This is a genomic window from Clavibacter californiensis (assembly GCF_021952865.1).
In the GTDB taxonomy this organism is placed as follows: domain Bacteria; phylum Actinomycetota; class Actinomycetes; order Actinomycetales; family Microbacteriaceae; genus Clavibacter; species Clavibacter californiensis.
Map to the genome: position 1 here is coordinate 1,225,176 of NZ_CP040792.1, position 21,868 is coordinate 1,247,043.

General features: G+C 73.8%; 13 protein-coding genes. 10 read left to right on the top strand and 3 right to left on the bottom strand.

Annotated elements, in window-relative coordinates; all coding sequences use genetic code 11:
- The first annotated feature begins 118 nt into the window (after positions 1–118).
- The 7 genes from FGD68_RS06145 (at position 119) to FGD68_RS06185 (ending at position 14,001) form a co-directional block, all read left to right on the top strand.
- Positions 119–1,663 (top strand): sugar transferase, encoded by a 1,545-nt coding sequence (locus tag FGD68_RS06145; protein ID WP_119373252.1) that lies wholly within the window; start codon positions 119–121, stop codon positions 1,661–1,663.
- A 2-nt stretch (positions 1,664–1,665) separates the two neighbouring features.
- Positions 1,666–2,898: a DUF1972 domain-containing protein gene (locus tag FGD68_RS06150; protein ID WP_119373253.1), complete on the top strand. Its 1,233-nt coding sequence runs from the start codon at positions 1,666–1,668 to the stop codon at positions 2,896–2,898.
- Positions 2,895–3,716, top strand: a complete 822-nt coding sequence (locus FGD68_RS06155; RefSeq protein WP_119373254.1) for a CDP-alcohol phosphatidyltransferase family protein — start codon at positions 2,895–2,897, stop codon at positions 3,714–3,716. The genes FGD68_RS06150 and FGD68_RS06155 overlap by 4 nt, the downstream gene beginning before the upstream one ends.
- Positions 3,713–4,954, top strand: a complete 1,242-nt coding sequence (locus FGD68_RS06160) for a glycosyltransferase (RefSeq protein WP_237609911.1) — start codon at positions 3,713–3,715, stop codon at positions 4,952–4,954. The genes FGD68_RS06155 and FGD68_RS06160 overlap by 4 nt, the downstream gene beginning before the upstream one ends.
- Positions 4,955–5,004: 50 nt before the next feature.
- Positions 5,005–10,893, top strand: a complete 5,889-nt coding sequence (locus FGD68_RS15555; protein ID WP_119372858.1) for a PKD domain-containing protein — start codon at positions 5,005–5,007, stop codon at positions 10,891–10,893.
- 163 nt (positions 10,894–11,056) lie between these two features.
- Positions 11,057–12,415, top strand: coding sequence for a hypothetical protein (locus tag FGD68_RS06180; RefSeq protein WP_104237382.1), 1,359 nt, complete (start codon positions 11,057–11,059; stop codon positions 12,413–12,415).
- Positions 12,412–14,001: a polysaccharide biosynthesis tyrosine autokinase gene (locus FGD68_RS06185; protein WP_237609912.1), complete on the top strand. Its 1,590-nt coding sequence runs from the start codon at positions 12,412–12,414 to the stop codon at positions 13,999–14,001. Before FGD68_RS06180 ends, FGD68_RS06185 begins: the two co-directional genes overlap by 4 nt.
- 67 nt (positions 14,002–14,068) lie before the next feature.
- On the opposite strand, the gene FGD68_RS06190 is transcribed toward FGD68_RS06185, so the two are convergent.
- Both FGD68_RS06190 and FGD68_RS06195 read right to left on the bottom strand, forming a co-directional pair.
- Complete coding sequence (locus FGD68_RS06190) at positions 14,069–14,716, bottom strand: hypothetical protein (protein WP_104237381.1); 648 nt, start codon at positions 14,714–14,716, stop codon at positions 14,069–14,071.
- 190 nt (positions 14,717–14,906) lie between these two features.
- Positions 14,907–16,838: a glycosyltransferase family 2 protein gene (locus FGD68_RS06195; protein WP_237609913.1), complete on the bottom strand. Its 1,932-nt coding sequence runs from the start codon at positions 16,836–16,838 to the stop codon at positions 14,907–14,909.
- A 146-nt stretch (positions 16,839–16,984) separates the two neighbouring features.
- Here FGD68_RS06195 and FGD68_RS06200 point away from each other — a divergent pair, with 146 nt between their 5' ends.
- The 3 genes from FGD68_RS06200 (at position 16,985) to FGD68_RS06210 (ending at position 21,002) form a co-directional block, all read left to right on the top strand.
- On the top strand, positions 16,985–18,034 hold the full coding sequence (locus FGD68_RS06200) for a glycosyltransferase family protein (protein ID WP_237609914.1): 1,050 nt from the start codon (positions 16,985–16,987) through the stop codon (positions 18,032–18,034).
- A 165-nt stretch (positions 18,035–18,199) separates the two neighbouring features.
- Positions 18,200–19,819, top strand: a complete 1,620-nt coding sequence (locus FGD68_RS06205; RefSeq protein WP_237609915.1) for a lipopolysaccharide biosynthesis protein — start codon at positions 18,200–18,202, stop codon at positions 19,817–19,819.
- Positions 19,820–19,958: 139 nt separating this feature from the next.
- Positions 19,959–21,002: an NAD-dependent epimerase/dehydratase family protein gene (locus FGD68_RS06210; RefSeq protein WP_237609916.1), complete on the top strand. Its 1,044-nt coding sequence runs from the start codon at positions 19,959–19,961 to the stop codon at positions 21,000–21,002.
- Positions 21,003–21,029: 27 nt separating this feature from the next.
- Here the strand turns inward: FGD68_RS06210 and FGD68_RS06215 are convergent, their stop codons facing one another.
- Positions 21,030–21,848: a TspO/MBR family protein gene (locus FGD68_RS06215; protein WP_237609917.1), complete on the bottom strand. Its 819-nt coding sequence runs from the start codon at positions 21,846–21,848 to the stop codon at positions 21,030–21,032.
- Between the last annotated feature and the right edge of the window lie 20 nt (positions 21,849–21,868).

Here is a 21,868-nt window from a genome sequence, read left to right on the forward strand (position 1 = left end):
GCAGGCAGACACCGATGAACCCGTCATCGGCGCAGGACCGTACCCGCCGTACGCGCCCGAACGCGCCCACCCGCCCCCACTACACCCCGCGACCCCTCGACGCGCTGCCCGGCACGCGATGAGCACCACGAGGAACCGTCCCGCGACCCGGGGCGCACGCACCCGCCTGCGCACCGATCGCCGCTCGGCGCACCGCCCGATCATCGGATCCGGCGTCTCGCCCGCCGCCCCCGCCGTGCCCTCGGGCCGCCGTTGGGCCCGCGACTACCGCACCCGCCTCATCGCCAGCGACTGGACGATCATCATCGCCACCGTCCTCGTCGCCCAGCTCACGCGCTTCGGCACGGGGGAGGCGGCGGTCGAGGCCGGCTCGACGCAGCTCGACTACCGCGTCGTCTCGGTGGTCGTCGTGGCCGCGTGGATCGCCGTCCTCGGCGCCTTCCGCACCCGCGACGCCCGCATCGTGGGCGTCGGCGTCTCCGAGTACAAGCGGGTCGTCAACGCGTCGGCCATCACGTTCGGCGCGCTCGCGATCGGCTTCCTGCTCCTCAAGGTCGACATCGCCCGCGGCTACGTCGTCATCGCGTTCCCGCTCGGCGTCGTCGCGCTGCTGCTGGCCCGGTGGACCTGGCGCCAGTGGCTCATCCGCCGCCGGCTCCAGGGCGCGCACCTCTCCCGCGTCGTCGTCGTGGGCGCCCGGGCCGACGTGGAGGACGTGGCCGCGCAGATCCTGCTGCGTCCCGCCTCCGGCTACGCGGTCGTCGGCGTCGCGATCGACGAGCACCTCGACGGCCTCGAGGTCGCCGGGCGCACGATCCCCGTGGTCTCCGACCTCGGATCCGTCGCCGCGGCCGCCGCCCGCACCGCCGCCGACGCCGTCATCGTCGCCAGCCAGCCGCGCGCCGGCAGCAACGCCGTCCGCACGCTCGGCTGGGAGCTCGAGGGCTCGTCGATCGAGCTCGTGCTCGCGTCGCGCCTCACGGACGTCGCCGGCCCGCGGATCCACTTCCGCCCGGTCGAGGGCCTCCCGCTCATCCACGTGGAGATCCCGCAGTTCGAGGGCGGCAAGCACGTGATGAAGCGGGCCCTCGACATCGCCGTGGCGGGCGTCGCGCTCGTGATCCTCGCGCCCGTGATGCTCGTGCTCGCGGTCGTCGTGCGCGTCGACAGCCCCGGCGGCGCCATCTTCCGCCAGGAGCGCGTGGGCAAGAGCGGCCAGGAGTTCCACATGCTGAAGTTCCGCTCGATGCGGGTGACCGCCGAGTCGGAGCTCGCGGCCCTGACGGCGGCCAACGAGGGATCCGGCCCGCTGTTCAAGATGCGGAAGGACCCCCGCGTCACCCGCGTGGGCGCCGTCCTCCGCCGCTACTCGCTCGACGAGCTCCCGCAGCTGTGGAACATCCTCGTCGGCGACATGAGCCTGGTGGGCCCGCGCCCGCCGCTGCGCCGCGAGGTGCAGGGCTACGAGAGCCACGTGCACCGCCGTCTGTTCATCAAGCCGGGCCTCACCGGCATGTGGCAGGTGAACGGCCGGAGCGACCTGAGCTGGGACGAGAGCGTCCGGCTCGACCTGTACTACGTCGAGAACTGGTCCCTGACCGGCGACGTCATGATCATGTGGCGCACCTTCCGTGTGCTCACCCGACCCGTGGGGGCCTACTAACAATGTCTGCTATCGAACCGCGTCGACTCCGCATCGCCATGGTCGGGACCCGGGGGGTCCCCGCCGCGTACGGCGGATTCGAGACCGCCATCGAGGAGATCGGGCAGCGCCTCGCCGCCCGCGGCCACGACGTCACCGTCTACTGCCGTTCCGCGAACCGCGCACGCCCGCGCACCCACCTCGGCATGACGCTCGTGCACCTGCCCGCGCTCAAGACCAAGTCGATCGAGACGCTCAGCCACACCGCGCTGTCCGCGATCCATCTGGCCCTCGGCAAGCGCCAGGACGCGGCCTTCGTGTTCAACGCCGCCAACGCGCCGTTCGTCCCCCTCATCCGCTCGCGCGGCACGGCCACGGCCGTGCACGTGGACGGCCTCGAGTGGAAGCGCGGCAAGTGGGGCCGCATGGGGAAGAACTACTACCGGATCGCCGAGCAGATGGCCGTGAAGAACGCCGACGCGCTCATCTCCGACGCCCAGGGCATCGCGGACTACTACGACCACGAGTTCGGGATCCCCACGGAGCTGCTCACCTACGGCGCCAACATCCTGCGCGACCCCGCGAGCGACCGCCTCGCCGAGCTCGGCCTCGAGCCCGGCCAGTACCACCTCGTCGTCGCGCGCTTCGAGCCGGAGAACCACGTCGACGTCATCGTCGACGGGTACACCGCCTCGAAGGCGACCCTGCCGCTCGTCGTCGTCGGATCCGCGCCGTACTCCGCCGCGTACACCGACCGCATCGAGCAGGTCGCCACCGCCGACCCGCGCATCCAGCGCCTCGGCGGGGTGTGGGACCAGGAGCAGCTCGACCAGCTCTACGCCCACGCGCTCACCTACGTCCACGGCCACTCGGTCGGCGGCACCAACCCGTCGCTGCTGCGCGCCATGGGCGCCGCGACCGCGACGCTCGCCAACGACAACGTGTTCAACCGCGACGTGCTCGGCGAGGACGGCCGCTTCTGGTCGGACGCCGCCGGCGTCGCCGCGCTCGTCGAGGGCGCCGAGGCGAACGCGGACGAGGCCGTCGCGATCGGCCGCCGCCTGCAGGAGCGCGCCGAGGAGACCTACGACTGGGACGCCATCGCCGACGGCTACGAGGAGCTCGCCGCCCGCATGACCCGCGGCTACTCGACGCACGGCATGAGCCGCGGCGTCCGCTCGGCCACCCGCTGGGAGCCGGAGCTGCGCGCCAGCGACGCGAGCCGGACGTCCTTCCTCCTCGAGGAGAGCCGATGACCGCCGCGACCGGCACCACGGCGCCCGCGCGCGACGAGTCGTACGCCGACGTCGTCCGCCGCCTGGCGAGCGCCCAGAAGAAGGCCGCCCGCGGCGCGCCCGCCTACTCGATCCGCGTCAACCGCCCGGCCGGCCGCCTGCTCGCCGCGTGGGCGTACCGCCGGGGGCTGACGCCGAACCAGGTGACCGCGATCAGCGCCGCCTTCACGTTCACCGGGATCGCCCTGATCGCGCTCGTGCAGCCCGCCGCCTGGCTCGGCATCGCCGTGTGGTTGCTGCTCGCCGTCGGCTACGCGTTCGACTCGGCCGACGGCCAGGTCGCGCGCCTCCGCGGCGGCGGCTCGCTGTCGGGGGAGTGGCTCGACCACGTCGTCGACTGCATCAAGATCTCGTCGCTGCACCTCGCGGTGCTCGTGTCGATGTTCCGCTGGCCCGCCACGGACTCCGACGCGTGGCTGCTCGTGCCCGTCGTCTACGCGATCGTCGCGGCCGCGAGCTTCTTCGCGATGATCCTCAACGACCAGCTGAAGCGCGTGCACCAGGTCACGGGCGCCTCCGCCCCCGAGGCGGGCCGCTCGACGCTGCTGCGCTCGCTGCTCGTGATCCCCACCGACTACGGCTTCCTCTGCATCGTGTTCGCGCTGCTCGGCGCCCCCGTCGTCTTCCTCGCGGTCTACGCCCTGATGATGGTGGCGAACGCCGGGCACCTCGCTCTCGCGTCGGTCAAGTGGTTCCGCGACATGGGCGCGCTCGACGCGCGTCGTGCCGAGGCGGCGTCCGCGTCGTCCGGCGCCGGATCCGCGCGGGTGACCGCGTGACCGCGTCCACCGGCACGGAGCACGCGCTCGCCGGGGCCGTCGAGGAGGGCGCGGACCTCCGCGGCCGCACGATCCTCGTCGCGCACCCGAGCGCCGAGCTCTACGGATCCGACCGCGTGCTGCTCGAGAGCGTCGCGGGCCTCGTGTCCGCCGGCGCCCGCACCGTCGTGACCCTGCCCTCCGACGGCCCGCTCGTCGCCGCTCTCACGGGCGTCGGCGCGACCGTGCACCGCACGCCCACGCCCGTGCTGCGGAAGTCGATGCTGCGCCCCCGCGGCTTCGCGGCCCTCGTCGGCCAGTCCGCCCGCGGCCTGTCCGCGGGGCTCGGCCTCGTGCGCCGCACGCGCCCGGACGCCGTGTACGTCAACACCGTCACCATCCCGCTGTGGATCCTCGTCGGCCGCCTCGCCGGCCGCCCGGTCCTCGCCCACGTGCACGAGGCCGAGGGATCCGCGTCGCGCGTCGTCGGCACCGCGCTCGCCCTGCCGCTCGCGCTCGCCACGAGCGTCGTCGCGAACAGCCGCTACAGCGTCGACGTGCTCGGCCGTGCCCTCCCGCGGGTCGCGCACCGCGCCGAGGTCGTCTACAACGGCGTGCCCGGCCCCGCCGAGGTCGCGCCGGCGCGCGAGGCGCTCGACGGGGGCCTCCGGGTCCTCTACGTCGGCCGGCTGTCCGACCGCAAGGGCGTGGACGTCGCCGTCGAGGCGATCGTCGAGCTCCGCGACCGCGGCGTCCCGGCGACCCTCGACATCGTGGGCGCCGTCTTCCCCGGCTACGAGGAATACGAGGAGCAGCTGCGCACCACGATCCGCGTGCTCGGCCTCGACGACCTGGTCACGATGCACGGCTTCCACGCCGACGTGACGCCGTTCCTCGCCGCCGCCGACGCGTGCGTCGTCCCCTCCCGGGTGGACGAGCCGTTCGGCAACACGGCCGTCGAGGCACTGCTGGCCGCGCGGCCCGTGGTGGTCAGCGACACCTCCGGCCTCCGCGAGGCCGCCGGCGGGTACGAGTCGGCGCAGCTGGTGCCGCCCTCGGACCCGGCCGCCCTCGCGGACGCCCTCCAGGACATCCGGACGGACTGGGACGCGTACCGCGCCCGGGCCGCTCGCGATCGCTTCCGCGCCGAGCACCGGCACGGACCCGAGCTCTACCGGCAGCGCATCGCGCGGTCGGTGGGCGCGATGCTCAGCGCCACCCAGCGCCGCGGCAGCCCCCGACCGGCCAGCGCACGTTGACCACCGGCACCTCCCTCACCCGCTCCTCCCTCACCCGAAGCAAGGACACAATGAGCATCCTCTCCTCCGCGGGACGTCGCATGGCCGCGATGACCGCGGCCGCCGCGGTCATCCTCTCCGCGGTCGTCATCGCGCAGCCCGCGATGGCCGACTCCGCGCCGGTCGACCCGACCGACCCGAAGACGCCCGTCACGGTCACCGCAGACCCGCTGCCCACGACCCAGATCGACGGCGTCGCCTGGTCCCAGGTCGTCGTCGGCAACACGGTCTACGTCGCCGGCAAGTTCCAGAACGCGCGCCCCGCGGGCGCCGCGGCCGGCACGAACCTCACGCCCCGCAGCAACCTGCTCGCGTACGACATCCGCACGGGCGCGCTCATCACGTCCTTCGCGCCGAAGCTCAACGCGCAGGCCCTCTCGGTCACCGCGTCGCCCGACGGCTCGCGCATCTACGTGGTCGGCGACTTCACCGACATCGACGGCCAGGGCTACTACCGCGCGGCGGCGTTCAGCACCGCGACGGGCAAGATCGTCCCCGGGTTCCGCCCCATCATGGGCAGCCAGACCCGCACGGTGAGCGCCTCGAACGACACCGTGTACCTCGGCGGGACCTTCCAGAGCGTCAACGGCGCCGCTCGGAAGTACCTCGCCGCGGTGTCCGCGACCGACGGCAGCACGAAGCCGTTCGTCGCGGATGCGGACACCGTCGTGGACGCGCTCACCCTCACGAAGGACGCGTCCAAGCTCATCGTCGGCGGCCGCTTCACGCAGCTGTCCGGCACGCCGACCTACGGGCTCGGCGCGGTGGATCCCGCCACGGGCGCCGCGCTCCCGTGGGCCGCGAACCAGCAGGTGAAGAACGCCGGCACCGAGTCCTCGATCACGAGCCTCTACGCGACCGACGACCGCGTCTACGGATCCGGCTACACGTTCGGCAACGGCGGCAACCTCGAGGGCGCCTTCTCGGCCGACCCCAACACGGGCGTCGTGAACTGGGTCGAGGACTGCCACGGTGACACGTACTCGGTCTTCGCGACGAGCAAGGTCGCGTACGTCGCGGGCCACCCGCACTACTGCGGCAACATCGGCGGCTTCCCGCAGACCGAGCCCTGGACCTTCCAGCACAGCCTCGCCTTCTCGAAGACCACCACGGGCACGGCCACGGCCGACCCGTACGGCTACCACAACTGGGCCGGCACGCCGTCCCCGTCGCTGCTCAACTGGTTCCCCAAGTACGTCACCGGCTCCTTCACGGGCCAGGGCCAGGCGGCCTGGAGCGTCAACGGCAACGAGGACTACATCGTCGTCGGCGGCGAGTTCCCGTTCGTGAACACCACCGCGCAGCAGGGCCTCGTCCGCTACGCCATGGCCAAGGACGCCCCGAACAAGGTCGGCCCGAACGGCAACGACCAGCTCGTCCCCAAGACGATCTCGTACACGAAGGGCGAGGCCCGCGTCTCGTGGCAGGCCACCTTCGACCGCGACAACTCGCGCCTCACCTACAAGGTGATCCGCGACGGCAAGACGGCGACGCCCGTCTACCAGGTCACGCAGGACTCCACCTTCTGGCAGCGGCCGTCGATGGGCTTCATCGACAAGGGCCTCGCACCCGGCAGCTCGCACACGTACAAGGTCGTCGTCACGGACTCGGCGGGCAACTCCGTCGACCGCAACGCCGCCGCTCCCGTGGTCATCACCGACCAGTCGGGCAGCGACGCGTACGCCACGAGCGTGAAGGACGACGGCGCGACCGCGTACTACCCGCTCGACGAGAAGGACGGCACCGCCGGGCTCGACCACGTCGCGTTCGAGGACCTCCGCGTGGACAACGCGACGCGCGGCGCCGCAGGCCCCATCGACGGATCCACCGCCACCACCTTCTCCGGCCAGGACGGGTCGTTCGCGGTCACGCCGCAGGCGGTGAAGGCGCCGGACACGTTCAGCGTCGAGTCGTGGGTCAAGACGACCTCCACGAACGGCGGCAAGGTCGTCGGCTTCGGCGGCAGCAGCACGGGCACGTCGGGCAACTACGACCGCATGGTCTACCTCGACAACGACGGCCGGATCCTCTTCGGCGTCTACACGGGCCAGACCCAGACGCTGAGCTCGACCCCCGGGTTCAACGACGGGAAGTGGCACCAGATCGTCGCCACGATGAGCTCCGCCGGCATGAAGCTGTTCGTCGACGGCAAGCTCGCCGGCCAGCGTGCGGACACGACCATCGGCCAGGACTACGTGGGCTACTGGCGCGTCGGCGGCGACAACCTCGGCGGCTGGCCCAACCAGCCCCGGAGCTACTACCTCGCCGGCGACATCGCGCAGGTCGCGGTCTACCCGACCGCCCTCACGCGCGCCGACGTGGTCGACCACCTGGTCGCCTCCGGCCGCACCTCGCCGATCCCCGCCGCTCCCTCGGACGCGTACGGCAAGGCCGTCTACGCGGCCGACCCGTCGTCCTACTGGCGCCTCGACGACGCCGACGGCTCGACGACCCTGAAGGACGCCGGCCAGAACGACGTCGGCGCCAACGTCGGACGCAACGTGCGCTTCGGCCAGGCGGGCGCCCTCACCGGCCCGGTCGGGCAGGCGGCGGCGTTCTCCGACAGCATCGCGGTGAGCCAGCAGCGGATCTCCAACCCGCTGACGTACTCGCTCGAGATGTGGTTCCAGACGACCACCACGCGCGGCGGCAAGCTGATCGGCTTCGGCGACAACGCCGATCCGTTCAACTTCTCCGGCAACTACGACCGTCACGTCTACATGCAGGACGACGGACGCCTGCAGTTCGGCGTCTGGACCGGCCAGAGCAACCTCGCCACCTCCGACCGCGCGTACAACGACGGCCAGTGGCACCACATGGTCGCGTCGCAGGGATCCGACGGCCTGAAGCTCTACGTGGACGGCGACCTCGTCGGCCAGAACGGCCAGACGCAGGCGCAGTCCTACGACGGCTACTGGCGCATCGGCGGCGACAACACGTGGGGCTCCTCCAGCGGCACCTTCGAGGGCCGCATGGACGAGGTCGCGGTCTACCCGACCGTGCTCACGCCCACCGCCGTCGCGACGCACTACTCGCTCGGGACCAGCGGCCGCGTGCCGAACCAGGCCCCGAAGGCCGCGTTCACGCAGCGGGCGGACTTCCTGGCCGCGTCGTTCGACGCGTCCGGGTCCACCGACGCCGACGGCACGGTCACGGGCTACGCCTGGGACTTCGGCGACGGCGTCCAGGCGGCCGGCGCGCAGCAGGCGCACACGTACGCCCAGGCCGGCGCCTACACGGTGACGCTCACGGTGACGGACGACCGCGGCACGACGAACCGCACGCAGCAGCAGGTCACGGTGCAGGCGGCCCCCGCCAACGTCGCGCCGACCGCCGTGGTGACCGCCACCGCGACGGACCTCACCGCGAAGCTCGACGGATCCGCCTCCACGGACGCCGACGGCACCGTCGCCTCCTACGCGTGGGACTTCGGCGACGGCAGCACGGGCACCGGCCCGACGCCGACGCACGCCTACGCCGCGGGCGGCACCTACACGGTGGCGCTGACGGTCACGGACGACAAGGGCCTCACGGGCACCGCGTCCACGCAGGTCACGGTCGTGGCGCCCCCCGTGAACCGGGAGCCCACCGCGGTGATCGCCTCGACCACGACCGACCTGGTCGCGAACCTCGACGGACGCGCCTCCTCCGACCCGGACGGCACCATCGCGTCCTGGGCGTGGGAGTTCGGCGACGGGACGACCGGGACAGGGGCCTCCATCGCCCACCCGTACGCGACGGCCGGCACGTACGCGGTCGCGCTGACGGTGACGGACGACAAGGGCGCGACCGGTCGCACGACCGCGAGCGTCACGGTCACCGCCCCGCCCGTGAACCAGGCGCCCGTCGCCCGCTTCACGAGCACCGCGGCGAACCTCGTCGCCTCGCTCGACGCCTCCGCGTCGACCGACCCCGACGGCACCGTGGCGTCCTACGCCTGGACCTTCGGCGACGGGACCACCGGCACGGGCCGCACCACGACCCACGCCTACGCGGCCGCCGGCACCTTCGCGGTGTCGCTCACGGTCACGGACGACAAGGGCCTCGCCACGACGACCACCTCGCAGGTGACCGTCCAGGCGCCCGCGTCGAACGTGCTCGCGCAGGACTCGTTCGGCCGCACGGTCGCGACGGGCTGGGGCACCGCCGAGCTCGGCGGCGCCTGGCGCGTCACGGGCGGCACGAACATCGTCAAGGTGCAGGACGGCACGGGCCAGGTCGTCTCGCCGAAGGGCGAGACCCGCACGATGACCCTCGACGCGGTGTCCACCACGTCGTCGGACGTCAGCGCGACCCTCTCGCTCGACTCCGTCCCCACGGGCGGCGGCTCCTACACGCGGGTCACCTCCCGTCAGGTCGGCTCCGCCTTCTACCAGACGCAGGTCTGGATCAAGGCGACCGGGCAGATCCAGCTGGTGCAGTCGGAGGGGGCGTCGACCATCGGGTCGTACATCCTCCCCGGCACCACGTACCAGGCCGGCCAGCAGCTCCGCGTCCGCGTCCTGACGACCGGCACCTCGCCGACCACCGTCAAGGCGAAGGTGTGGGTCGCCGGTCAGGCCGAGCCCGCCGCCTGGCAGACGAGCGTCACCAGCTCGACCGCCGCGCTGCAGGCCGCCGGCTCCGTCGCGATCCAGACCTACCTCTCGGGGTCGGCGACGGCGCCCGTCACGACGCGGATCGACGACCTCGTCGTCGCCCGCGACGGCCAGGCACCCGCCCCGGCGAACCAGGCTCCGACGGCGGCGTTCACGTCGACGGCGAAGGACCTGACGGCCTCGTTCGACGGATCCACCTCCGCCGACGCGGACGGCACGGTCGCCTCGTACGCCTGGGCGTTCGGGGACGGCACGACGGGCACCGGGAAGACGGTCGACCACGCCTACGCGAAGGCCGGCACGTACACGGCGTCGCTCACGGTGACGGATGACAAGGGCCTCGTCTCGGCGAAGAAGGACGGCACGGTCACGGTGACCGCACCGGTCGTCACGCCGGCGAACCAGGCTCCGACGGCGGCGTTCACGTCGACGGCGAAGGACCTGACGGCCTCGTTCGACGGATCCACCTCCGCCGACGCGGACGGCACGGTCGCCTCGTACGCCTGGGCGTTCGGGGACGGCACGACGGGCACCGGGAAGACGGTCGACCACGCCTACGCGAAGGCCGGCACGTACACGGCGTCGCTCACGGTGACGGATGACAAGGGCCTCGTCTCGGCGAAGAAGGACGGCACGGTCACGGTGACCGCCCCGGTCGTCACGCCGCCCGCCGCCGGGATCCTCGCCCAGGACACCTTCACCCGCACCGCGGCCAACGGCTGGGGCACGGCGGAGACCGGGGGCGCCTGGCGCATCACGGGCAACGCCTCCATCCTCAAGGTGGCGGACGGGCGCGCGCAGGTGACGAGCCCCGCCGGCGAGACCCGCACCGCGAGCCTCGACGCCGTGAGCACCACCACCTCGGACGCGCAGGTCTCCTTCGCGCTCGACAAGGTGCCCACGGGCGGCGGCGCCTACGTGCGGATCAACTCCCGCCAGGTCGGCACGTCGTACTACCAGACGCAGGTCTGGGTGCGGTCGACCGGGCAGGTCATGATCGTGCAGTCCGAGAACGGCACCAACCTGAAGTCGGTGGTCGTTCCGAACCTCACGTACACGGCCGGGCAGCAGCTGCGGGTCCGCGTGCAGGTCACGGGCACGTCGCCCACCACGATGAACGCGAAGGTCTGGCCCGTCGGCCAGGCCGAGCCGACCGCGTGGCAGTCGACGACCACCGGGACCCTGGCCGCCCTGCAGACCGCGGGCACGTTCGGGATCCAGTCGTACCTGTCGAGCTCGGCAGCGGGACCCGTCGCGTTCACCCTCGACGACCTGCTGGTGACGGACGGCACCGCCCGGTGATCTGACGCGAGACGACGACGCCCCGGCATGCGGGTCCCCACGGACCTGCACGCCGGGGCGTCGCACTGACATGATCTACAGGGCCGTTCCACGGCCGGGGGAATGAAGGAGGGGGACACATGGCGGCATCGCGCCTGCGTGCGCTCCCGGGGGAGGGGGCGCGATGACGAGCCTGCTCGCCGGATCCGGCCTCCAGACCCTGCTCGTCCTGGGCATCGCGCTCGCGGGCGGGGGACTCCTCCTGCTCGTCCTGCGTCGCCTGCCGCGGACGGCCGTCGCCCTCTGGCTCGTCGTGCTCTCCTTCGTCCCCGTCTGGTCGGGGGTGCCGCTCGGCGGCTACTACCTGCCGCCGTCCACGGTCGCGGCCGTCCTCGTGATCCTCGCGATCGTGCCCGTGACCGGCTTCCGGGTGTCACCGCTGGACGCGTTCGTGGTGCTGATGGGTGCGGCCGGGCTCGCCGGCGTCGTCGTCGGCGGGAGCGCGGGCATCGGCATGTCCACGCTCGTGACCTTCCTCACCTACGCGCTGCCCGGGTACCTGCTCGGGCGCCTCGCGGCGCACCGCATCGGCATGGCGTCGCTCGAGCGCATCGTCGCCGTGGTCTTCACGATCGTCGCCGCCCTCGCGATCGTGGAGTTCGCCACCGGCTGGAACCCGTTCGTGCTCCTGCCCGGCAACGCGGGGCTCCGCGAGACGTGGGCCTCGCTGCAGGGTCGCGGCGGCATCCTCCGGGCCGAGGGCGCCTACGGCCACTCGATCGCGCTCGGATCGGCGCTCGCCATCGCGATACCGCTGACCCTGGCGTCGCGCTTCCGGCTCCCCGTCCGCCTGGTCATGACGTCCGTCATGCTGCTCGCCGCGGTCCTCACGTTCAGCCGCGTCGGCATGCTCGGGGCGGTCCTTGGCCTCGCGCTGTCGATCGTGTTCCTCCGCGACGCCATCTCGCTCCGCGTGCGTGCCACGGTCACCGCGGGCGTCGTCGTGGTCGCGGCCGCCGTCGCCCCCTTCGTGCAGGCCGTGTTCGACGATGCCGGCACGGAGGCGAGTAACAGCTCCGACTACCGCGGCGACCTCTACAGCCTCGTCCCGGGGATGGGGATCCTCGGCACGACCCCCGACGCGCACCGCGGCAGCGACGGCCGCGTGTTCTACGGGCCGTTCCGCTCCATCGACAGCCAGCTGGTGCTCACGGGCCTCACCTTCGGCCTGCTGGTCGCGGGCGCGGTGCTCGTCGCCCTCGCGGTCGGCGTGTGGCTCGTGCTGCGCGGCCACGCGACGGCGGCCACCATCGCGCTCGTCGCGCAGATCCCCGCGCTCGCCTCGGTTGCGCTCATCACGCAGTACGCGACGCTCGTGTGGTTCCTCGCGGGGGTGGCGGCGACGAGCCAGATCCTCCGCCGGGACGCGCCTCCCGCCCCACCGCCCGATCCCCTCGACCGGGCCCACGGCGCCGAACACATCCTGGACACCACCCGCACCACCGCCCCGCCGCTCCTATCCGAGAGAACCCCCTCACGATGACGCTCCACGAGTTCACCGCCCTGCTCCGCCGACTCTGGTACGTCGTGGTCGCCGCGACGCTCGCGGGTGGGGCGGTCGCGTTCGGCCTGTCCCAGCTCGCGACGCCCGTGTTCACCGCGCAGTCGCGGCTGTACTTCTCGCTGAGCAGCGGATCCAGCGCGAGCGACCTCAACCAGGGCGCCACCTACACGCAGAGCCAGATGCTGTCCTTCGGCGAGCTCGCCGAGTCGCCGGCCGTGCTGGAGCCCGTCATCGCGCGCCTGGGCCTCGACTCCACGCCGCAGGAGCTCGCGCGCTCGGTGACGGTGACCACGCCGCAGAACACCGTGATCATGGAGATCAGCGTCACGGAGCCGTCGCCCGCACAGGCCGCCGACATCGCCAACGCCGTGGCCACGAGCCTGCGCGACACGGCGGAGGCGTACGCGCCGACGGGGGCGGAGGGCTCGCCCACCGTCTCCGTGCGCGTGATCCAGGAGGCTCCCGAGCCCGAGTTCCAGTCCGCGCCGAACGGCCGCACCAACACGCTCGCCGGCCTCCTCCTCGGGCTCCTCGCGGGGCTCCTCGGCCTCGCGCTCGTGCGCCTGCTCGACACGCGCGTCCGCTCCGCCGAGACCGTGGCGCACCTGACGACCGCGCCGCTGCTCGGGTCGCTCGAGCGCGAGCGCGGCGTCACGGGCCTCGCGATGGCGGTCCGGCCTCTGTCGACCGCGGCCGAGGGCTTCCGCCAGCTGAAGGCGAACCTGCGGTTCGTGCTCCTCGGCGACCGGTCGTCGAGCATCGTCGTGACCTCGTCGATCCCCGGCGAGGGGAAGTCCACGGTCGCCGCGAACCTGGCGCTGTCGCTCAGCGAGGGCGGGCGCCGCGTGCTGCTCGTCGACGCCGACCTCCGCCGTCCCGTGGTCGCGCAGTACCTCGGGCTCGAGGGCGACGCGGGCCTCACGACCGTGCTCGTCGGCCAGGCGCTCCTCGAGGACGTCGTGCAGCCGTGGGGCGACGGCACGCTGCACGTGCTGACCAGCGGCGAGATCCCGCCGAACCCGAGCGAGCTTCTCGCGTCCTCGCGCATGGAGTACCTCGTGACGCAGGCGAAGGCGGCCTACGACGTCATCGTGATCGACACCGCGCCGCTCATCGCCGTCGCCGACGCCGCGTTCGTGGCGCGCATGACGGACGGCGCGATCGTGGTCGCCGACCAGACGCGCGTGCACCGCGGCCAGCTGTCCGAGGCGCTCGACGCGGTCGAGAAGTCGGGCGGATCCGTGCTGGGCGTCGTGCTCAACAAGGTGCGTCCCACGAAGGACAAGCGCGCGTACTACCGCGCGGAGGTCGAGCTGACGGGTCGCGCCGCGCGCGCCGCCGACAAGGCGGCGGCGGGCAAGGCGACCGCGGACGAGGCGACGGCGGACGAGGCGACGGCGGACGAGGCGGCCGCGGACGAGGCGACGGCGGGCAAGGCGATCGCGGACGAGGCGATCGCGGACGAGGCGGCCGCGGACGAGGCGACGGCGGACGAGGCGACGGCGGACGAGGCGACGGCGGACGAGGCGACGCCGGAGGCGTCGGAGCCCTCCGACCGGAGCTGATCGCGGGCACGACGACGCGGGGCGCGGCCGGTGGTCCGGCCGCGCCCCGCTTCGTCGTGCGCCCGCGCTACTGGAAGACGACCACCGGCGAGCCGGCGTCGCGCGCCACGACCACGCTGATCGCGTCGGCGGACGCCGCAGGGACGCTGAACACGTAGTCGCCGGTCGCGGACGCGCCGGGCTCGAGGGAGCCGCGGATCACGGTGTCGGAGTCGGCGGGCGTCGCGGGCGTGCGGTCCGCGCCGTAGAAGACGTTGACGGCCACGCTGTCGACCGCGACGGCCTCGCCCGTGACGTTCACGAGCTCGAGCCGCACGTCGAGCGCGTCGCCGCTCAGCTCGCCCACGCGGCCGCCGTCGGTGCTCGTCGGCGTGACGGAGACGATGCGGGCCTGGATCGAGCCGGGGAACGTCGCGGTCGCGTCGAGGCCGACGGTGGTCGCGACCTCCTGGCCGAGCGCCCGGGTGTCGCCGTCGGGGAGCGGGGCGGGGGCCTCGGTGGCGCCCGCGGTGGGCGCGACCTCCGACCAGTCCTTCGTGTCGGCGGCGGACGCGGGGGAGTCGGATCCGGATCCGCTCGCCACGACCGTGCCGACCACGGCGGCGACGGCGAGGACGGACGCGGCGCCGATGACGGCGACGGTGGTGGTGCGGCTGCGGCGACGGCGCTCGCGGCGCGGACGCAGGTCGGACGTGGTGCTCTCGGGTGCGGGCATGGCCTTCTTCGCTCGTCGGGTACGGCGGAAGACGGGCCCGACGACCAGGGCGGGTCGGCGGCGCGGGGCGGGCGGACGATGGGTGGTCGTCCGACGCAGGGTTCCGGGTCTTCTGCCCTCGCATCGTACGTCCGGCGCCGCCCGGCGACGAGCCCCCCGTCCAGGGGAGGGTCGCGTCGGGCGGATCCGGTCAGTCGCGCCGCGCGTACTCCTGGTACGACCAGCCGAACGCGCCGGCCACCATGCCGGCGCCGCGCGCGAGCGTGCGCGTGCCCTTCGCGCGGTGCGCGACGCTGCCCGTGACGGCGCCCACGGCGATCCGTCCGGTGCCGCCGAGCGCCCGCACGGCGCCGCGCGCGGTCGCCCCGGCCCGGATCCGCGCGCGTGCCACGGGCGAGGCCGGCGCGAGCGCGACCGACGTGAGGCTCCACGAGTTCCCGCTGCTGAAGGCGCGGAGCACGACCCAGCGGCGCGTCGTCCGGGCGCGCGGCACGACGTCGACGACGCCCGCCTCGGCGCACCAGGTGAGCAGCCCGCCGGACGCGACGAGCTGGCGGGTGAAGAGCGTGTCCTCGCCGCCCTGCGTGCCGAGGTCCACGTCGAAGCGCAAGTCCGCCGCGCGCACGGCGCGGACGTCGAGCAGGAGGTTGTTGGTCGCGGCGACCTCGAGCCGCGTGCCGGTCGCGGGGCGGCGGCGCGTGAAGAAGCCGCCGGCGCGCACCCACGCGTCGGGCTCGACCTCGTACTCGCTGCGCACCGGTCCGGCCACGCCCGCGCTGCCCGTCGCGTGCCGGGCGCGGACGAGGGCGGCGAGCCAGCCGGGATCCGGCCGCTCGTCGTCGTCGAGGAAGACGAGGAGGTCGGCGTCGCCCGCGGCGTCGAGCGCCCGGTTGCGGGCGGCGGAGATGCCGGGCGTCGGCTCGTGCACGTAGGCGATCGGGACGGGGGAGTCCGCTGCCGCGTCCTCCACCGCCGCGCCCGCGCCGCCCGCCGGGTCGTTGTCGACGACGACGATCCGCACGGAGCGGGGGAGCGCGGGGTCGGCCTCGGCCGCCTCCCGCAGCCCGGCCGCCTGCGCGGCGACGAGCGGGAGCACGGCGCGGATGTCGTCGGGGCGCCGGTAGGTGAGGATCGCGATCGCGAGCGAGGATGCGGGGACGACCGGGCGGGCGGGCCGCGCCGTCGGCGCGGGGGAGGGCACCGCGCGCCAGCCCCCGGAGAGCCGGTAGCCGTCGACGATACCGCGGACGGCCGCCGACACGGGTGCCACCGGGTGCGCGAACTGCCGCCGCCCGCCCTGCAGCAGCACCTCGTAGGCGATGACCGGCGTCAGCCGCCGCCAGCGGCGGAGCGTCGGGGCGTCGAGGTGCCTGGCCCCGTAGAGGAGCCGGTTCCGGATGTTGTGGTAGTAGTACGTGGCCGACTTGGCCTGCCCCGCGCTCGCGTGGCCGGCGCTCTGCGTGCCGCCCTCGGCGTGCACGGCCACGGCGTCGTCCACGACGCGCAGCCGTCCGCCCGCCTCCACGACCTTGCGCGAGAGGTCGACGTCCTCCCAGTAGAGGAAGTAGTCGTCCGAGAAGCCGCCGACGCGCGTCCACAGCTCGTCGGTCACGAGCAGGCACGCGCCCGTGAGCCACGGCTCGACCTCGAGTCCGGGGTGCTGGGCGCGGCGGGCGGCGCCGCGGATCCGGCCGTCGGCGAGGTAGAGGTCGGAGCCGCGGAACCACGTGCTGCCGTCCGGCCGGAGGATGGTCGGGGCCGCGAGCGTGAGCGGATCCGCCGCGACGACGCCACGCAGCACGGCGAGCTGGTCGGGGGCGATGGTCGCGTCGGGGTTCAGCAGCAGGAACTCGCGCGCGCCCAGGCCGCGCGCCGCGTCGACCCCGATGTTCATGCCGGTGCCGAAGCCCGTGTTGCCGTCCGGGTACACGCCGTGCACGCGCGTGGACGGGTGCGCCGCCAGCTCCCGCACGTGCGCGCGCTCCGCGTCGGTCGTGCGGTTGTCGACGACCACGAGCAGCGCGTCGTCGAGGTGCTCGATCAGCGGCAGCACGTTCTCGCGCACGAGGTCGGCGGATCCGTAGTTGACGACCACGACGGCGAGGAGGGCGGGGCGGGGCATGCGGGTCCCATCGGTCGGGCGGGCGGCGGGCGGCGCCGGCCGGGCCGCCCCGGGTGCGGGCGGGTGGTGGCATAGTCTATTTCCTCGACCGATGACGCCGTGGCCGTGCCCGACGAGCCGCTGCCGGTCATCCCGCCAGGAGCGCCATGACCGTCCCCTCCCGTCCGCCCGGCCGCGACCTCGTCGTCCTCCAGTCGTCGCAGGCGCCCCGCCCCACGACGAACCCGTACATCGTGATGCTCGGCCGCGCGCTCGCGGCCACCCCCGGCGTCCGCCCGCTGCACTTCAGCTGGCGCGCCGCGCTGCTCGGCCGCTACGACGTCTTCCACGTGCACTGGCCCGAGATCCTCGTCGACGGGCACAGCCCGCTGAAGAAGGCGGTCCGCCAGGCGTTCACCGTCGCGCTCCTCGCGAAGCTGGCGCTCGGGCGGATCCCGATCGTCCGCACCGTGCACAACCTCGAGCGGCCGACGGGCATCAGCCGCCGCGAGACGCTGCTCCTCGCGCTCATGGAGCGGATGACGACGCTGCGGGTGCGCGTCAACCCGATCACGGAGATTCCCGCCCACCAGCCGGTCGCCACGATCCTGCACGGCCACTACCGCGACTGGTTCCGCGACGAGCCGCGCGCCGACGTCGTGCCCGGCCGCCTCGGCTACGTCGGCCTCGTCCGCCGGTACAAGGGCGTCGAGCAGCTCGTCGCGGCGTTCCGCGGCGCGGGCGACGCGGGCGCGGACCTGTCGCTCCGCATCGGCGGCAACCCGTCCTCCGAGGAGCTCGCCGGGACGATCCGCGCGCTCGCCGCGGGCGACGACCGGATCCGCCTCGACCTGCGCTTCCAGTCCGACGCCGAGCTCGTCGACATCGTCACCTCCTCCGAGCTCGTCGTGCTCCCGTACCGGTTCATGCACAACTCCGGCGGCGCGCTCGCGGCCCTCTCGCTCGACCGGCCGGTGCTCGTGCCCGACAACGCCGTGAACCGCGCGCTCGCCGAGGAGGTCGGCCCGGGCTGGATCCACCTGTTCGACGGCGACCTCACCCCCGAGGAGCTGCTCCGCGCGACCGAGGCCGTCCGCACGGGAGCGCGCGCGGCGTCGCCCGACCTCGCCGACCGCGACTGGGACCGGGCGGGCACGGCGCACGCGTCCGCGTACCGGCGCGCGCTCCGCATCCGCCGCGGCGTCGAGCGGGGCTGAGCCGCGCCACCCGTTCTGGGGCTGGCTCCGCGCGCCCTCCCGGCTAGCATCGGATAGGGCCCGCATACCCGGCGGTCCTCCCGACACCGAGCTCGCGGTGATCCGGCTGTCACCCGCAGCCGACCCGATCGCCACCCCCTCCTCGACCCGACGACGGAAGCCCACATGCCATCCGCCCTGCCCGGCGACCCCTCCGCCGCGCCAGCGCCCGCGCCCGAGACGCCGCCCGCCGCGACGCAGGGTCTCGGCGCGCGCGCGGCCCGCGGCGCGATCGTCACGATCGGCGCGCAGCTCGTCCGGATCCTCATCCAGGTCGCGTCCGTCGTCGTCCTCGCCCGCCTGCTCACGCCCACCGACTACGGCCTGCTCGCGATGGTGCTCGCCATCATCGGCGTCGGCGAGATCTTCCGCGACTTCGGCCTGTCCAACGCGGCCATCCAGGCGCGCGACCTCAGCCGCGGCCAGCGCGACAACCTCTGGTGGATCAACGCCGGCATCGGCCTCGTGCTCGCCGCGCTCGTCTTCTGCGCCGCCTGGCCGCTCGCGGCGGTCTTCGGCCACGACGAGCTGATCCCCATCGCGCATGCCCTCAGCCTCACCTTCGTCTTCAACGGCCTCGCGACGCAGTACCGCGCGAGCCTCACCCGCAGCCTCCGCTTCCGCGCGCTCGCGACAGCCGACGTCACGGCTCCCGCGGTGGCCCTCCTCGTCGCCATCGGCGGCGCGCTCCTCGGCTGGGGCTACTGGGCGCTCGTCGCGCAGCAGCTCACGCAGACGCTCGTGCTGCTGGCGCTCGCGGTCGGCTTCGCCCGCTGGATCCCGCGCCTCCCGAGCCGCGGCGAGCCCATGGGCCCGCTGCTGCGCTTCGGCTGGAACATGGTCTCGAGCCAGATGGTTGGCTACGTCAGCAACAACATCGACACGTTCCTCGTGGGCCTTCGCTTCGGCGCCGGCTCGCTCGGCATCTACAACCGCGCGTTCCAGCTGCTGATGACGCCGCTCGCGCAGATCCGCAGCCCCCTCACCACGGTCGCGATCCCCGTGCTCTCGCGCCTCGCCGACGAGCAGCGCCGCTTCGCCGACTACGTCGCGCGCGGCCAGCTCGCCCTCGGCTACACGCTCGGCGCGGGCCTCGGCCTCGTCGCGGCCACCGCCGTGCCGATCACCGCGGTGTTCCTCGGGCCGCAGTGGGACAGCGTCGCGCCGATCCTCCGGCTCCTCGCCATCGCCGGGATCTTCGACACGCTCGCCTTCGTCGGCTACTGGGTCTACGTCTCGCGCGGCCTGACGGGCGACCTGTTCCGGTTCTCGCTGCTGAGCGCGGTGATCAAGGTCAGCTGCATCCTCGTCGGATCCACCGGCGGCATCGTCGGCATCGCCGCCGGGTACGCCGCGGCACCCGCCATCTGTTGGCCGATCTCGCTCTGGTGGCTGTCGCGGAAGGCTCCCATCCCCACGCGCCGGCTGTACATGGGCGCCCTCCGGATCATCGGCGTCGTGGGCACCGTGAGCGTCGCGACGGGCGCGCTCCTCGCCATGGTCGACACCGGATCCGCCGTGCTCCAGCTCCTCGCGGGCGTCGGCACGACCGCGGTGCTCTACGTGCTCGCCGTCGCGCTCGTCCCGCCCGTCCGACGGGATGTGCGCGGGGTGCTCGACCTCGCGCGCGTGCTGCCGCGGGCCCGCCGCGGCGCCGCGCCCGCCGCCGTCCCGGGATCCGACCCGGAGGCGTCTCCCGCCGATGCGGTCGCCGACTCGCCGGCCGACGCCCGCGTCCCGTCCTAGCCCCTGCGCGACGGGCGTCCGCGCCCCCCGAGGTCCGCAACCTTTCCCCCTCCACCCCGGGCGGCGCGGGGCCGGCGCGGGCGTAGCGTGCACGCAGGGCGCGGATCCACCGGCGCCCCCTTCGATGACGAGGACCCTTGTGACCCCAGGCGCCGCCACCCTGTCCGTGCTCTACCTCGGCGGGACGGGCACCATCAGCTCCGCCTGCGTCCGGGCCTCCGTCGCCGCCGGGATGGACGTCACGGTCGTCAACCGCGGCGCCGACTCCCGGGGCCGCGGCACGCCCGAGGGGGTGACGAGCCGCGTCGCCGACGTGACGGATCCGGTCGCGCTGCTCGCCGCGATCGGCGACCGCGCGTTCGACGCGGTCGTCGACTTCCTGTCCTTCGACGCCGCGGGCGCCGACGGCCGCGTCGAGCTCTTCGCCGGCCGCACCCGCCAGTTCGTCGCCATCAGCTCGGCGTCGATCTACCGGAAGCCCGCGCTCCAGACGCCCATCACCGAGTCGACGCTCCGCGCCAACCCGTTCCTCTCCTACGCGCGCGACAAGATCGCCATGGAGGACGCCTTCGTCCGCCACCACCGAGAGAGCGGCTTCCCGGTCGTCATCGTGCGCCCGTCGCACACCTACGACGAGGCGAGCCCGCCGCTGGCGGGCGACTGGACGGTCGTCGACCGCATCGCGCGCGGCGACGAGGTCGTGGTCCCGGGCGACGGCACCTCGCTCTGGACGCTCACGCACGCGGACGACTTCGCGGTCGGCCTCGTCGGGATCCTCGGCGACGAGCGGGCGGTCGGCGAGGCGCTGCACATCACGAGCGACGACGTCTCGACGTGGGACCGGATCCACCACCTCGTCGCCGACGCGCTCGGCGTCGAGGCGCGGCTGGTGCACGTGCCCGCCGAGCAGTTCCCGGTCGTCGAGCCCGACTGGGGCTGGTCGGAGCTCGTGCTGGGCGACCTCTCGCACAGCGCCGTCTTCGACACGACCCGGATCCGCCGGCTCGTGCCCGCGTTCCAGCCGCGGATCCCGTTCCACCTCGCCGTCCGCGGCATCGTCGCCTGGCGGGCGGCCCACCCCGAGCTCACGCGGCCGGACGCGGACATCGACCGCCGGATCCAGCGGCTCGTCGACGCGAAGCACGCCGCCGACGCCGCGTACCGGGCGGCCGCGGCGGGCTGACCCGCGGCGGCCGTGCTGATCGAGGCGCTAGCGGGCGGCGACCGCGGGACGCGCGGCGACCCGTCCGGCCCACCCGGCGCGGACGCGAGCGACGAGCGTCACGACGACGACCGCGGCGGCCGCCACGACCGCGGCCACGGCGGCCGGCGTCGAGAGCAGCTCGCCCGTGAGGCGTCCGACGGCGACCCACGCGAGGCCCCAGGCGATGGCCGCGGAGGGCGCCAGGCGCCCGCCGTCGCGGAGCGCGAGCAGCACGCCGACGACGCCGGCGACCGCGAGCAGCGCGACCGCCCAGGCGTCGCGCCCCGTCGTGCCCGGCTGGAAGCCCGACGCCGTGAGGATCGAGGTGACGTTCGCGATGGTCGCGACGCTCACCCAGCCGAGGTACAGGCCCATGGTGCCGTCGAGCACGACGCCCTCGACGAGGTTCCGGGGCCGGGTCGCCATGAGCGCGCGGAAGACCCACATCAGCGTCACGAGCAGCGCGACGATGACCACGCCGCTCAGCACGAGGAAGCCCGCCTGCGCGCTGAGGATCCAGGCGGCGTTGAGCACGAGGGTCACGGCGACGGGGTAGCCGACCCGGCGCTGGCGCTCGTCGGCGCGCTGCGCGGGGAGCGCCTGCCAGATCGTGTACGCGACGAGGCCGAGGTAGATCACGCTCCAGATCGAGAACGCGGGGCCGTCCGGCGCGACGGGCGTGTAGCTCGCGCTGAGGGCGCCGCTCGACGCGTTCTGGATGCTCTGGTCGCTGAACGCGCCCGACCCGAAGGCGGAGCCGATGACGGCGAACGCCATGCTCGAGATGACGACGATCTGGCGGACGATGTCCTTCACGGTGCCCATGCGGCCTGCTCCTCTACGAT